Below are 15,285 nucleotides of genomic sequence, written 5' to 3'. Positions count from 1 at the left end.
TAAATATATTTTTAAATAATAAATTACCTGTGTCATTTCGACCGAAGGGAGAAATCACATCCAGAGAGCAACGAACCGTAATTCCGTTATGTGATTTCTCCCTTCGATCGAAATGACACAGATTGGCGATTTTCTTTTTCGATTCTGATTGCGAAGAATTATTAAAATCCATCCCTACAAAATAGTATGTTCTTACGGAACCCTCAAAAAAACTCCATAGACAGAAGATTTTAAAACTTTGTGCACTTTGCGTAAACCATTGCGTTTCTTGCGGTTAAAACAAAAAAAATCACTCGAAAAGAGTGATTTTAGTGGTTTACTTTGGTTTTTGTGGTTTAGATAATCTCGTCATGAACTTGAAAAAATACTCGCATCGATTCTAATGCTTTGCTCATTTGGTTCTTGACTGTATTTATAGAGATGCCGAGTTCCTGACTAATTTCTTCATAACTCATGCCTTTCTTTCGTGACATTTTAAATATTTGCTTTCGTTTTGGCGGTAATTGTTTCATGGCTTCTTTCCGAAGTTTTTTGCAATCGGCTTCTCGAATTCCGTAATCGCCTTGTTCATGTGATTTCTGACTTTCATAAAAAATCTCTTCTTTAAGCAACACTTCGTTTACTGCTTTGTTTAAGAAATTAAAAGCCTGATTTCGGGCAATTGTAAAAATATAAGCTTTAAAAGATTGTTCGAGATTTAAGTTTTCCCGATTTTGCCAAACCTTCATAAAAACATCCTGAACATTTTCTTCTGCCGCTTCTTTAGATTTTAAAATGCTAATACTATAGCCATAGATATCCTGATGGTACAAATCAAAAAGTTTACGAAATGCCTTTTCGTTGCCTCTTTTGAGTTCACTCACCAATAATTTTTCGCTATTGTCTTTCGCTTCTAACATTAATTTAATTAGTCTTTGTTTAATTCTAATTATATTAGGATACTATCAAATGTGCAGTCTTAATTGTTGACAGGTTAGCAAATATATAAAAATATAATTCGCAACAAATAGTATCTAAAAAAACTTAATTAAAATATTTTTAATAAAATTTTAAAGAATCTACAGTAATGGCAGTAAAAATTGAGTTTCCGATGGCTGTAAATTTTTTAACTAATATCGTAAAAGATGTTAGATACTAAAATTTATAGGGAATATTCTTATTTCAATTACAACTGCATTTAATGTTTCAAATAAAAAAATCCCTTTATCTTTTGATAAAGGGATTTAATAAGTAAGGAAATTTATTTAAACTTGATTAATTTTTTAAATCTTTAATTACTTTAAAAGCAACGTCAACCTGATCTTCTCCAACTAGAATCGTAAATTCATTTGAAGTCGAAATTACCTCATTAATAATAATTCCTTCCCACGCCAGGCGTTGAAAAATGAAGTAATAAATACCGGGAACTACAATATTTTCTTTTGGTAATTTTACCGTAATAGAAGCCAGATTATCTAATTTCTGAATTAGTTTTTCGCGCATAAAGTGTTTTTCAACCAAATGATTTACACTGCTGCTTACTACGATATTCGTTTCGTTTACACCACGAGATGAGGTATAAAAAATATCAGATAAAACATTAATATCAGAAATCAAATCAGCTTGTTTATTTAAAACAGTTTCTGAAGCAGCGAAGGTATAATCCGTCAATTCTGAACGAACCGTGATCTCGCCAATGTTCTTGATTACCTTATTGATTTTATGGTTTAATTTAAAATCCAATTCTTCAGTGAGTCGTTTAAGCGACATTACAACAGCGCCTTGTTTCACTTCTTTACCAAATTCACTTTCCAGTTCATTCATAATGTTCCGGGACAGAGAAGTTAAGTTGATGATTCCAAGCGATAGCGCATTCAGTAAAAACGGCTTTGTTTTGATGTAATTTTCTACAATTGAAGAAACGGTTTTCATAATTTTTTCTTTTTTTTTTGTAACGTAATTGGGTTGGTGTAGTTATAGATTTGTGTTATAAATCTATGCAAATATAAATAAAAAAACAATTTGTTACAATTATAACAATAAAAAATTGTGTTAAAAGTGATAAAAAGCGTCGGTAAGATGTTCAATTGCAAATGTTTCACCATTTTTTTGAACTGCGATTATGTCAAAACGAATTTCTAAATCATCAGTAAAATCCTTTTCCCTATAGTTTATGTAGGCATTTACTGCTTTTACCAGTAATTGAATTTTTTTTGGTTTTACAAAATCCTGAGGTAAACCAAAATCAGTACTTGATCTTGTTTTGACTTCTATAACGGCTAAAAAATGATCTTTTTGTGCGATAATATCTATTTCTGCTTTCTGAAATGTCCAGTTTCGATCCAGAATTTCATATCCATTTTGGCGAAGATATTCTACAGCAAGTTCTTCTCCCTTTTTTCCGAGTTCATTATGTTCTGCCATTTTTTTAGGTATGAGTTGTGGGTTATAAGTTATGGGTTTGTTTAGCGCGCAAAGACGCAAAGTCGCAAAGAATGAAATTCAAACTTTGCGACTTTGCGTCTTTACGAGATTTTTATGTGGTATTTAAATAGCTTTCTTAAGTTAGAAAACTAAATCAGATATATTATTTTTGAAAAGAAACAGTGCTTCCGGATGCATTTACATCAATTGTTACGGTACTTCCCATAATTAAAGCTCTGTTATCCTGAATATGTCCGGCAGGGAAATTGAAGATTACAGGAATATTATATTTTTTAGTAACATCATCTACAATTTCGACAGCATTTTTGCCCCAAGGCACTTCGTTGTCTTTCATTTTGGTCATAGCGCCAACAACAATTCCTTTTAGGTTTTCGATGCATCCATTACGGCGTAAATTCATCATCATACGATCGATATGATACAAGTATTCGTCTAAATCTTCGATAAATAAAATTTTATCCTTGCAATCAATAGCCGATTGTGATCCCAATAAACTGTATAAAATGGATAAATTTCCACCCACTAATTCACCGGTTGCTTTTCCAAAACGATTCATTTTATCCGGACCAACAGAGTAAGATAAAGGTTCACCAAACAAACTCGATTTCATAGAACTAATTGCGGCCGGAGTAGCACGCGGAATCGTTACAGGCATAACGCCGTGAATCGATTTATAGCCCATCGTGTTTAAGTGATTGTGCAGCACCGTAACATCACTAAAACCAATAATCCATTTTGGATGTTGTTTGAATTTGGTAAAATCTAAAAGATCAATCATTCTCACCGTTCCGTAACCGCCACGAACACACCAAATTGCTTTAATATTCGGATTATCTAACTGATGTTGAAAATCAGCAGCACGTTGCTCGTCAGTTCCTGCCAGTTGGTTTACATCAAGTCCAATAGTAGTTCCTACAACCGCTTCTAAACCCCAACTGTGCAATAAATCTATCGTAGGTTTTAAGTTATCGTCGATATTTTTTCTGGCAGTTGCTAAAATTGCGACCGTATCTCCTTTTTGTAAATAAGGTGGTGTTATCATGTTTTGTTGAGATTGACAGGTGAATGATTGTAAAGCAAAAATAAGAAATACGAATTTACCAAAAGCAAAGTGTTTCTTGAAGTATTGAAAGCTTTTCATGTTCTTATTTTCTTTTTACTTAAAATTATAAATTATTTTTAAATGAGCATTAATTAAATGATGGAGCTCCGTATTTCTTTTCTAATTCTTCTAAAATCAAAACTAATCCGTTATCAGCTTGTTCAGATTGTACGTTTGCAAAAAGAATAAAAGCTTTGTTTACGGATGAACAAATATACACTTTGGTTAAAAATGTTCCCGGATTTCCATTATGAAATGAATATTTTGAATCATTATTCTTTTTACTTTCAGAATTCCATCCAAAAGAAAATTCAGGTAACCCAAACTGCATATAATTAAACTCTTCAGCTGTCAATAATTTTGATTTTCCCTGCAAACCCTGAAGTAGCATTTGTATAAATTTACAATAATCAGGCAAACTTACCTTTATATTTCCTGCTGACGAAAGCCAGTTTAGTTTATAATTTAATGCTGGAGCTTCGGGCTTCAAATCTTCATCATGTCCCCAAGGCTGATTTTTATCTTTTAAATTAGGCTGACCAAATTCAAAATCAATATTTAAATTTTTTCCTAAATCTTTAACCAAAGTTTCATAAGTTTTGCCAGTTGCTTTTTCGAGCATAAGTCCAGCAGCCACATAACTGGGATTTGACCAATATATATGTTGCTTTTCTAAAACAGTTTCCTGCTGCAAAAACCAGGCAATAAATTCATAGCGTTGTTGCTGATCATTTCCTTTAATTTCTTTTTGCGTTGGAGCTTCGTTTCCGTAATACCATGTTTTCATGCTGGCTCTAAAAGTAATAAAATCCTGAAGCGTAAAATCATATGTTGAGGGTTGACTTTTTGCTTTTAATTCAGGATACAAATCAAAAAATTTAGTGTCCCATCTTATTTTTCTCTCCTTAACTAAAACTGCTGCAAGATATGCCGTAATGGTTTTTGTGACAGATCCTAAACGAAACTTATCGTCAATTTTTGCTTTGTATTTTGAGTTGATACGTTGATATCCTAAAGCGTTAATTTCTAAAACAGAATCTGAGGAAACTACCGCATAAGCCAATTCCGGAATATTATATTTAATTCTGATACTATCAGTAAACGAACTATTATTTTGTGCATGAGAACTATTAAAAAGAATAAATAATACAAAGGCAAAAAATAGTTTTTTCATTTTTTAAGAAGAGTGAATTGAGTAAGCAAGGTACAAGACATTTTAGGATTAACAAAAAATAACTAAAAATTAAACAATATAAAATTCCTACAAATTAATTAATTTTTTATAATTTGGATTTTTTAAATATCAATAACTATGAGGTTTGTTCTGTTTCGGTTTTATGTAATCGCTTTTTTTTCTTTATCACTACAAGTACAATCTAAAAAGTATGCCATTCATACTGTCGCATTTTACAATTTCGAAAATTTATTCGATACAATAGATGATATTAATACCAATGACGACGAATGGACGCCAACCGGAGCGCAGCGTTGGACGGATGAAAAGTACCAACAGAAATTGCAAAATCTTAGTAGAGTTGTAGCCGAAATTGGAACGCCTGAAAACTCAAATGCACCTGTCATTATTGGTTGTTCTGAAGTTGAAAATCGTGGCGTTTTAGAAGATTTAATCAAACAGCCAAAACTTCTTCCTTTTGATTACGGAATAATTCACTTTGATTCTCCCGATAAGCGTGGTATTGATGTTGCTTTATTGTATCAGAAAAAATATTTCAGACCAACTTCTTTTTCTAATATTCCTTTATTAATTTATAAAAATAATGTGCCAATTAAAGAAGAAAAACTGGAAGAAACTGATGATGAACTTGAAATAAAGATCGAAAATAAGAATCGTGTTTTTACACGTGATCAGCTTTTAGTTTCAGGATATTTAGAAGGTGAAGAAGTTCATATTATTGTCAATCACTGGCCATCGCGATCAGGAGGAGAGAAGGCGAGTAGTCCGTTTCGGGAAGCTGCCGGAAGATTAAACAGAAAAATTATCGATTCGCTGCAGCAAATAAATCCCAATGCAAAAGTGATGACAATGGGCGATTTAAACGATGGTCCGTTTAATAAAAGTTTGAAAATAGCTTTGGGAGCAAAGTCAAAAAAGAATGAAGTACCTGAATTTGGAGTCTTTAATCCGTTTGAAGAAATGGCTAATAGAGGACTGGGAACAATTGCTTTTCGTGATTCCTGGGATATTTTCGATCAGATAATACTAACGGAATCCTTAATCAAACCTGATTTTTCGAGCTTTAAATTCTGGAAAGCCGGTATTTTTAATAAACATTATCTGGTTCAAACTACAGGTCAATATAAAGGATATCCGTTACGACACAGTCAGACCGAAGTAGGTTTTAGCGATCATTTTCCGGTTTATGTTTATTTAATAAAAGAAATGAAATAATAGACGCACTACGACTCTACAAAAACTTTTCACTAACTTAGCTACTCATAAATTCAATACCTTAAAATGGCCATAGCAAAACCCTTCAATCTTACCAAATGGATCGACGAAAACCGTCATTTACTAAAACCACCTGTTGGGAATAAAAATCTTTATGTTGATTCCGGCGATTATATAGTAATGATTGTTGCGGGGCCGAACGCTAGAAAAGATTATCATTATAATGAAACCGAAGAACTTTTTTATCAGTTGGAAGGCAATATAAAAGTTGTTATTCAGGAAGATGGCGAGCGTAAAGAAATGGAATTAAATGCCGGAGATATGTATCTTCATCCTGCAAAAATCCCACATTCTCCAGTTCGTTCAGAAGGTTCAATCGGATTAGTAATTGAACGTAAACGTGCTGGAAAAGGTTATACAGACGGATTGCTTTGGCATTGTGATAACTGCAATAATAAATTGTACGAAGTGTTTTTTGAATTGCATAATATCGAAAAAGATTTCCTTCCTCATTTTGAGCATTTTTATAATTCAGAAGAATTAAGAACTTGCAATAATTGTGGAACTGTTATGGAGTCTGATCCGAGGTTTGTGGCGAAGAAATAATTTCTTGATTCCGAATTCAAACCTTTCAGATTTACGAACGTTCAGATTAGAGTTATTCGAGATCCTAACAGGTTTTTAAAACCTGTTAGGTGTTATTTTAAGAAACAAGATCACCTACAACTCAAATCGCTTCCCTTGTTCCGGATAAATGATCTTCAAACCTAAATCGTTTTGATTCTTAATTTGCTCTTTAATTTTTACAATATTTTTAGTTGGCGGTTTTAAATGTGTTATAATAACTTTAAAACCTTTCAAAGAATCTTTTCCGGCTAAATCTTCTAAAGCGTGAAGTTCTTTCATTAAATGATTGGGAGTCAAATGCCCGAATAGAAATTGGTCCGGCTGTTCATTCGGAAATGAAACTTCAATAAAAATTCCTTTCAATTGTTTGTTTTTAATTAATGGCGAAACTGCAGTCCATAACGTTTTTAATTTATCGCTTTTTTCAACAGCATCAGGACCGGTGTCGCCAAGATATAAAGCATAATCATTTCCATTTTTGATTAGAAACGCTGTACTTTCAAAAGGATTCACATGACTTAAAGTAAAAGCCTTTACCGTCATTGATGTATTATTTATTGGAGTTTCTTCACCAACCGTTAAAGTTTGAAAGTGGTATTTCTTTAAAGGAAAACCAACACCTTTATCACCAAAATTTGCCCAGGTTTGATCGTTGAAATAATGATTTTCCATCATTTCCATACATTTATTCGTGGCATAAACTGTTTTTGATGAATCGGCAGGAGAATTAATTATCAAACCAGAAACGTGATCTAAATGTGCATGCGAAATTAAATATCCTTTAATGTATTTTCGGAGAACTTCGGTGGTTGAAACTTTAAAAACTTTATTTTCAATTGCTTTTTCGATTCCGGAATTTACAGTTCCGGCATCAAGACAGATATAATCTTTTGTATTTATTGGTGCTATTAAATAAGCTGAAAGATTTTTCTCGTCGATTCCGCCTTTTACTCCCAAAGGAACAATCTGAAAAGCAGCTTTTTGTTCTTTTTGAGAAAAGGCATGAACTGAAATTAGAAGTAAAAAAAGTAGAAAACGATTGAAAGCAGACATATTTATTATTTTTGTGGTTACAAATTTCATCAATTATCATGAATAAATTAAGGTATATTTCTGTAATTCACTTTAATTAACTCTAAATTTACTTTGATTTTAACAACTCAATCTAATTGATATTAACTGTGAAATAATATCTTTACAAAAAAATATAACAATTTTAACTAAAAAAGTTACAATGACAACAATAGCATCACAATTTGGAATGAATGAGGCTCTGGAAAAATTGGGCATCAAATTGATAAATGAAGGAACATCAACAGGGATAGAAAATTTTTCTTCAGGAGAAATTTTAGATAGTTTTTCACCAGTTGACGGAAAATTGATTGCTTCGGTAAAGATGTCAAGTCTTGCAGATTATGAAAAAGTAATGCGTTCAGCGACAGCAGCCTTTAAAGAATTTCGTTTGATTCCGGCGCCACAGCGTGGTGAAATTGTACGTCAGTTTGGACAAAAGTTACGTGAAAATAAAGATGCTCTTGGTAAATTGGTTTCTTATGAAATGGGGAAATCATTGCAGGAAGGTTATGGAGAAGTTCAGGAAATGATCGATATCTGCGATTTTGCAGTTGGTTTATCGCGTCAATTGCACGGATTAACCATGCATTCTGAAAGACCGGGACATCGTATGTATGAGCAATATCATTCATTGGGAGTTGTCGGAATTATTTCAGCATTTAATTTTCCGGTAGCAGTTTGGTCATGGAATACAGCTTTGGCTTGGATTTCCGGAGATGTTTGTGTTTGGAAACCTTCTGAAAAAACGCCTTTATGCGGAATTGCATGTCAAAATATTATTGCGCAGGTTATTAAAGAAAACAATTTACCGGAAGGAATTTCGTGCTTGATTAATGGCGATTATCAAATTGGTGAATTGATGACAAAAGATACCCGAATTCCTTTAATTTCTGCAACAGGTTCAACCCGAATGGGAAAAATTGTTGCGCAGGCTGTTGCGGGTCGTTTAGGAAAATCATTGTTAGAATTAGGAGGAAATAATTCAATCATTGTAACTCCGGATGCTGACATCAAAATGACTGTTATTGGTGCTGTTTTTGGTGCGGTTGGAACTGCCGGACAGCGTTGTACATCAACACGTCGTTTGATTATTCACGAAAGTATTTATGATAAAGTAAAAGATGCTTTAGTGGCAGCTTACAAACAATTACGAATAGGAAATCCGCTTGACGAAAACAATCATGTTGGTCCGTTAATTGATACGCATGCTGTAGAAATGTATGCCATTGCTTTAAACAAAGTTGTTGCCGAAGGTGGAAAAATTTTAGTGGAAGGCGGCGTACTTTCGGGAGAAGGTTACGAAAGTGGATGTTATGTAAAACCAGCGATTGCTGAAGCCGAAAATTCATTTGCCATTGTACAGCACGAAACATTTGCACCTGTTTTATATCTAATTAAATATTCTGGAGATGTTGATAATGCTATTGAACTTCAAAATGGAGTTGCTCAAGGATTGTCTTCTGCCATTATGACGAATAATTTACGCGAAGCTGAAAGGTTTTTATCTGTTACAGGTTCAGATTGTGGAATTGCGAATGTTAATATCGGAACTTCAGGTGCTGAAATTGGTGGTGCTTTTGGTGGTGAAAAAGAAACTGGCGGAGGACGTGAATCAGGATCTGATGCGTGGAAAATTTACATGCGACGTCAAACCAATACGATCAATTATACTACGAGTTTGCCTTTGGCACAAGGAATTAAATTTGATTTGTAAATTGAGATTTACATTATTGATTAAATATATAAAAGGCTTCCAAATTTTGGAAGCCTTTAATTTTATAAATAGATTTTTTATTTTTTTATAATCGTTTGATTGAAAGAACCATCTGAAGTGAAAATTTTTGCTAAATAAGTTCCTGAATTTAGTTGGCTTAAATCAGTACTTTCACTTCCTTTTTGAATCGTTTTTACAAGAGATCCAAAGATATTGTAAATCAAAACTTTTTCTACTTTCTGATTACTATCCGATAAAAACAAAGTACTTGAAGCAGGATTTGGGTATAAAAATATTTTTTCTTCACTATCAGTTGTTTCAGTTTTGGCTACACGAAGCGTACCACCGTTGTAAACAGTACTCAAGTAGAAAAGATTAGCTGTATCTTTCTTTGTAATTGTATGACTTCCTGCAGCAAGAGTAACAGTTACAATTCCTCCCGAAGCAATTTTATCTACATTGTCAACCTTAATAGTTGCTGCCGATTCAACAAATACCAAAGTCAATGTACTTGCTTGAGTTGTTGTAAAAGTGATGCTTGTTGAAGATTCAATTTTAAGACATTGTGTCAATGTTAAACCGTTATACGTTACCGTTCCTTTTGATGTCGAAAGATTTCCTGTTATAGTATAAAATGAACTCGTTTTTCCAGAAGTTGTAAAATTATGTATTTCGTTTCCGGCCGGAGTTCCAGTTGTTACTGTTATAGTTCCGGATCCTGTTGCTGCAGTACCTGAAGTTCCTGTTGTTGCAATAGAATAAGATAAAGTAGCAGTTGGAGTTCCTGTAATTGTGATTGTTTTAGCAGAAGTATTTTTTACAAAACTAATTCCAGACGCAGGTAATCCGGTTACTGTCGCATCTGTTGCAGTGCCTCCCCAGGTAAATACTATCGAAGCAATTGCTGAACCACTCGCAACTGTTTGATTGTTGTTTGTAGTTGAAGTTAATGTTTGTGTTCCTGCTGCTGTAACCGTAATCGTTCCAGATCCTGTTGCAGGTGTTCCTGCAGTACCCGTTGTAGCGATTGAGTACGATACTGTTGCTGTTGGTGTTCCGGTTATTGTAATTGTTTTAGCAGTTGTATTTTTTACAAAACTAATTCCTGAGGCTGGCAATCCTGTTACTGTTGCATCTGTTGCATCTCCGCCCCAAGTAAAAACAATAGAGCCAATAGCAGTTCCGCTAGCAACTGTTTGATTGTTGTTGCTTGTCGATGTAAGTGTTTGGTTGCTTACAGGTGGATTTCCTTCACCTTGTATTGCAACTAATGTTGTGTTATAATTGGTAAGTGCAGATTTTAATGCTGTAATGACAAGAGATGAAGTATCGTCTACGGCATTGTTAAATACCCATTTTAAATCACCTCCGGAAACACGTCCTGCATATTGTGTTGTTTTCGTTTTGGCAACTGCAGGCTGATCGATAACTAAATTTTTAACGTATAATGCAGCATTAGTATCAAAATTATTATAAGTATTGGCGCCAGATTTAGATTTAACGTTGCTGCTTACAGTTTCACCTCTTGTAGTTGCCACATAGGCATCAAAATCAGTTAACGAGCTAATTTTTCCTGAAATATTGTATAGCGGATTTGGATCATTATAAGCAACAAAACGCATATTATTTGTTCCGTTTGAAGCATCAAAAGTATTATTAAACGCTTTAATTGAACCACCTGCTTCACCAGAAAAAGTTCCCATCGTTCCGGCATTATTTACTTGGTTTGCTTCATCCCAAATATCAGTTCCCTGTAATGAAGTTAACATTGGATGTTTACTGTTACGGAAATAATTTCCTTCTACAAATAATGAAGAACCCAGTGTAGAGCCTGAACCGTATTTTGAAACACCATCAAAATAATTGTTATAGATGTGTGCTGAATAATAACGAACACGTGGATGACGAGAATCTGAATGGTCAAACCAGTTGTGGTGATAAGTAATGTACAAACCGCTTGTAGTGCCTTCACTTAATCCTAAAAGACTTGCTTTTCCGCTATCCCAAAAATGGTTGTATGCTAAAGTAATGTAGGTTGATGTTTTATTATCTAATGCCCCATCTCCTTTTATTTGATCGGCATCACTTCCGGCATTCCCATAGAATAAATCGCAATTGTGAACCCAAACGTGATCGTTGTCTTGTTGCATTCCGATATTATCACCTGCTGAACTATTGCAGTTCATAACACCAAGGTTGCTGATTTCAATATTCGATGCAGATTTAAGTCGTACTCCCCAACCATTTGCAACAGCATCTGTACCAACACCTTCGAGAGTAACATAACTAGAAGCGTTATTAGCGTTTTCAATTACAACATCTCCACCTTCCATTACGGTCATGTCAGTAATATTTCCTACCAAGCGAAAAATAAACGGACGTGTGTCTTTTCCTTTTTTAATCGCATATAGAATATTTTGTAATCCCACGCAAGGGTTTACACTTGCACCTGTAATATTCATCGAAACGGTATTTTTAGTGTTTTGCGTAATGTAAACAATTACTGCATTGTCTTTAGGAGTTCCGTCAGCCTTGTATCCGCCAGGAACTCGTCCGCCTTCAAATGCAAAACCATTACGATCGTGCGCTACAACTGTTAGATTTCCGGTTGTTGTTCCTGTACCTTCTGTTCCTGAAATTACCGGTTTTATTTTTACAGTGTATGTTCCGGCTTTTAGTCCTGGAATATCGGCGCGATAGTAACTGCCGTAACTACGAATTAACTGGTCGTCAATTTTTCTATCTGTAATTCCTTCTCCGGAATAATATACATTGTAAGATTGTGCATTACTCACGGGTTGCCATTTTACAAATACAGATTCCAGCCAACCTGATGATTCATTAATTTGCTGCGCCCAACTTTGGAAAGCAAATAACATTAAGGTCAAAAAAAGTAAGTTTTTTTTCATGATAGTTTGTTTAAGTTAGTAAAAGTAATTGTGTGGTTATTTTCACATTACAAAAAGTGGTTTTATTGTAATCGATTACACAAAAATAAATAAAATTTCGATATTCAAAATTATTTTATCATAAAAAAACATATAATATAAAAAACACATTACTTAAAGAGTAAATATGTAATAAATTGCATTAATTGTAATTTATTACATAATGATATAAATGTTTCTGAAGTGTTATTTTTACTACATTTATCCTTTTTATTCAGACCATGATTGTAAAAACATTTAATCAATTAGGGATATTTTTAGATAAAAATCTGATCAAGTATTAAAATAAGAAAAAGAGGGTTAATTTTTATATTTTTAAATAATTGATGTAGTTTACAATGTACTTTTTACCTTTTTAAGTATTTATTTTTAATCAAAAACGGCAATAGTTGATTAGATTTAAGATTAGAATCAATAGAAGAAAGATAATAAATAGCTAATTTGATGGATTTTGAAGAAATTCTATTTAATAAAAAAGCCTTTCTGAATTCTCAGAAAGGCTTTAAATTTTATAATGCAAGAGATTAATTCTTGCTGGATAATTTTGATAGTAATCTTAAGAATTCAATATATAACCAAACTAATGTAATAATTAGTCCCATTGCGCCATACCATTCCATGAATTTTGGCATTCTTTCCTGAACGCCTTTTTCAATCTGGTCAAAATCTAAGAATAAGTTTAGAGCTGCAATAATAATTACAAAAACACTGATACCAATACTCATCATAGAATTTCCGTAATGTACAGGAGTAAAGCTTGTAAACATTGATACCAACCACGAAATTAAATAATAAGTAGCGATTGCCAGAGTAGCAGCAACTACAACAGACTTAAATTTTTCCGTAACTTTTACAATTTTAAATTTATATAAACCTAAACAAATCAAAAAAGTAACTAAAGTTGCTCCAACAGCATTGATTACAATTCCTGGATACATAGCTTCAAAAATAGCAGAGATTCCTCCAATGAATAAACCTTCAAATAAGGCGTAACCTGGAGCTAAGTATGGAGAATATTGTGGTTTGAATGCTGAAATTACAACTAAAATAAGCCCAACAATAGCACCGCCAATAGCCGGTAACATTACATTCAGTCCGTTAAATGCCATCCACCATGTTGTCATTGCAGATCCGCATAATATCAAAAATAAAATAGCTGTTTTATTTATAGTACCTGACAAAGTCATTTCCTGATTATAGTCAATAATTTGTGCGTGGTGTACTTCTTCAGCTTTTGAAACAGCATTTGATGAAAAACGCTTGTTGCTTAAAAATGGATTTTTTGAATTGAAGTTCATATTTCTAATACTTTTATTTATCCTCAAATATATGGAGTTTTTTTGATGTGTACTTATTTCAGTAAATTTTTTAACATGATTTTCTGTTCTAATTAGATTCATCTTTAAATAAAAAATCCACCTGTTGTAGCAGGTGGATTTGTATATATTTTGAATAAGTTTTTATTTCAATAAATCTAAAACTAAAGATGGAAATAATCCCAGTACAATGTTTAAAGTAATTGAGATTACAGCAACAGCATAAATAAGAAATGGTTTTCCGGTACGCTCTTCGTTTGGTTCTTTTGAGTACATGGCTAAAATCAATTTAAAATAATAACCAACACTAATAATAGAGTTAATAACAGCTACAATTACCAAGGCAATATATCCGGCCTGAATCGTTTGATTAAACAAGAATAATTTAGCAAAGAATCCTGAAAAAATTGGAATACCCGCCATAGATAATAATGAACCTGTTAAGATTGCAGCCAATAAAGGATTGGTTTTTCCCAAACCATGAAAATTCGTAATATCCTCGTTATCCTGATTTTTGCAAACATATAAGATAACACTAAAAGATGCAATTCCAGCCAAAGCATAAGCTGCAGTATAATAAAGCAATACACCCGCCGAACTCGAAATGCTTAATAAAGTCATCAACATAAAACCAGCATGAGAAATTCCTGAGAATGCTAACATACGTTTTACATTTACCTGACGTAATGCCATAATGTTTCCAACGGTCATTGATGCGATAGAAACAAACACAACGATATTTTCGAAAGTCCCTAAAAGTTCTTGATTGTCAAGTGACGGAATTAAATTTAATCCTTCAATTAATTTATATAATGTTGCAATGGCAATAACTTTTGCAAGTGTGCTCATCAAAGCAGTTGTTAATGCAGGAGAACCTTCATAAACATCCGGAGCCCAAAAATGAAATGGAACTGCCGCAACTTTAAACAACATTCCGATTATCATTAAAATCATTCCGATTGGAAACCAAATTGGTAATTCTGCAGATAAAGAGCTTTCGTGAATTTCTGCCACGTCAAAACTTCCCATTGCTCCGTAAATCAAACAAATACCAAATAAAATAATTCCTGATGCAAAAGATCCCATCAAAAAGTATTTCATACCGGCTTCGTTACTCTTTAAATTTAAACGATCGCTCGCAGCTAAAACATACAATGCGATTGATAGAATTTCAATTCCTAAGAAAAACATAGCCAAATTTCCAAAAGAAACCATTGCTACACCTCCGGCCAATAAAAATATTTTTATAGCAATAAAATCAGAGATTTTAGTTGGATGGTTTTCGTAAAAGTTATGACTTAAAGCTACCAGGAAAATAGTTAAAATAATAAACAACGATGAAAAGGCAGTCGAGAATTTACTCACTGTAATCATGTTATTGTAATAACTTGCTGTTGTTCCAAATTCGTAATAGTTAAGTGCCAAAACACCCAACAAACCAATAATGGTAATTGGAACAATGGCCTTTCTTAAATTAAGAATTTCAAACAATAGGCAGAAAATACCCAATCCTGTTATAGCTATTAATGTATTCATTTTTGTTTTTTTGATTTAGGAAATCTAAAACTAATGATGCCCTAATTTATTTTTATTTAAAATATATTTTAATTTTCCTTCGATAATAAATTTAACTTTTAAAGCTTCAGACAATCTGAAATCAAAAATCGTTA

The 15,285-nt window shown here is 33.0% G+C and carries 12 protein-coding genes; 3 read left to right on the top strand and 9 right to left on the bottom strand.

What is annotated here, in order from left to right; genetic code table 11:
• Positions 1 to 335: 335 nt before the first annotated feature.
• The 5 genes from EV143_RS00670 to EV143_RS00650 form a co-directional block, all read right to left on the bottom strand.
• Positions 336 to 899: an RNA polymerase sigma factor gene (locus EV143_RS00670; RefSeq protein ID WP_133506004.1), complete on the bottom strand. Its 564-nt coding sequence runs from the start codon at positions 897 to 899 to the stop codon at positions 336 to 338.
• A 355-nt stretch (positions 900 to 1,254) separates the two neighbouring features.
• The gene (locus EV143_RS00665; protein ID WP_132032464.1) at positions 1,255 to 1,911 is read right to left on the bottom strand and encodes an aspartate kinase; all 657 of its coding nucleotides are present in this window, start codon (positions 1,909 to 1,911) and stop codon (positions 1,255 to 1,257) included.
• Between the two features lie 120 nt (positions 1,912 to 2,031).
• Positions 2,032 to 2,403, bottom strand: a complete 372-nt coding sequence (locus EV143_RS00660) for a YraN family protein (RefSeq protein ID WP_133506003.1) — start codon at positions 2,401 to 2,403, stop codon at positions 2,032 to 2,034.
• 163 nt (positions 2,404 to 2,566) lie between these two features.
• The gene (locus EV143_RS00655) at positions 2,567 to 3,466 is read right to left on the bottom strand and encodes a S66 peptidase family protein (RefSeq protein WP_133506001.1); all 900 of its coding nucleotides are present in this window, start codon (positions 3,464 to 3,466) and stop codon (positions 2,567 to 2,569) included.
• A 148-nt stretch (positions 3,467 to 3,614) separates the two neighbouring features.
• Positions 3,615 to 4,700 (bottom strand): serine hydrolase domain-containing protein, encoded by a 1,086-nt coding sequence (locus EV143_RS00650; protein ID WP_133505999.1) that lies wholly within the window; start codon positions 4,698 to 4,700, stop codon positions 3,615 to 3,617.
• A 138-nt stretch (positions 4,701 to 4,838) separates the two neighbouring features.
• Here EV143_RS00650 and EV143_RS00645 point away from each other — a divergent pair, with 138 nt between their 5' ends.
• Both EV143_RS00645 and EV143_RS00640 read left to right on the top strand, forming a co-directional pair.
• Positions 4,839 to 5,936, top strand: coding sequence for an endonuclease/exonuclease/phosphatase family protein (locus EV143_RS00645; RefSeq protein ID WP_133505998.1), 1,098 nt, complete (start codon positions 4,839 to 4,841; stop codon positions 5,934 to 5,936).
• 66 nt (positions 5,937 to 6,002) lie between these two features.
• Positions 6,003 to 6,542, top strand: coding sequence for a 3-hydroxyanthranilate 3,4-dioxygenase (locus EV143_RS00640; protein WP_133505996.1), 540 nt, complete (start codon positions 6,003 to 6,005; stop codon positions 6,540 to 6,542).
• A gap of 114 nt (positions 6,543 to 6,656) precedes the next feature.
• Here EV143_RS00640 and EV143_RS00635 read toward each other — a convergent pair whose 3' ends face one another.
• Entirely contained in the window at positions 6,657 to 7,616 is a 960-nt protein-coding gene (locus EV143_RS00635) for an MBL fold metallo-hydrolase (protein ID WP_133505994.1), read from the bottom strand.
• A gap of 181 nt (positions 7,617 to 7,797) precedes the next feature.
• Here EV143_RS00635 and amaB point away from each other — a divergent pair, with 181 nt between their 5' ends.
• Complete coding sequence (amaB, locus tag EV143_RS00630) at positions 7,798 to 9,351, top strand: L-piperidine-6-carboxylate dehydrogenase (RefSeq protein ID WP_133505992.1); 1,554 nt, start codon at positions 7,798 to 7,800, stop codon at positions 9,349 to 9,351.
• A gap of 77 nt (positions 9,352 to 9,428) precedes the next feature.
• Here amaB and EV143_RS00625 read toward each other — a convergent pair whose 3' ends face one another.
• From EV143_RS00625 to EV143_RS00615, 3 genes are all read right to left on the bottom strand, one after another.
• Complete coding sequence (locus EV143_RS00625) at positions 9,429 to 12,260, bottom strand: pectate lyase family protein (protein WP_133505990.1); 2,832 nt, start codon at positions 12,258 to 12,260, stop codon at positions 9,429 to 9,431.
• Between the two features lie 563 nt (positions 12,261 to 12,823).
• Positions 12,824 to 13,597 carry a Bax inhibitor-1/YccA family protein gene (locus EV143_RS00620; RefSeq protein ID WP_133505988.1) on the bottom strand — a complete coding sequence of 258 codons (774 nt, stop codon included), beginning with the start codon at positions 13,595 to 13,597 and terminating at the stop codon, positions 12,824 to 12,826.
• Positions 13,598 to 13,759: 162 nt separating this feature from the next.
• Positions 13,760 to 15,151: an NADH-quinone oxidoreductase subunit N gene (locus tag EV143_RS00615; protein ID WP_133505986.1), complete on the bottom strand. Its 1,392-nt coding sequence runs from the start codon at positions 15,149 to 15,151 to the stop codon at positions 13,760 to 13,762.
• Positions 15,152 to 15,285 lie beyond the last annotated feature (134 nt).

It is taken from the genome of Flavobacterium chryseum (assembly GCF_004362015.1).
Lineage (GTDB): Bacteria > Bacteroidota > Bacteroidia > Flavobacteriales > Flavobacteriaceae > Flavobacterium.
This window is presented reverse-complemented; position numbering and strand designations above follow the sequence as displayed.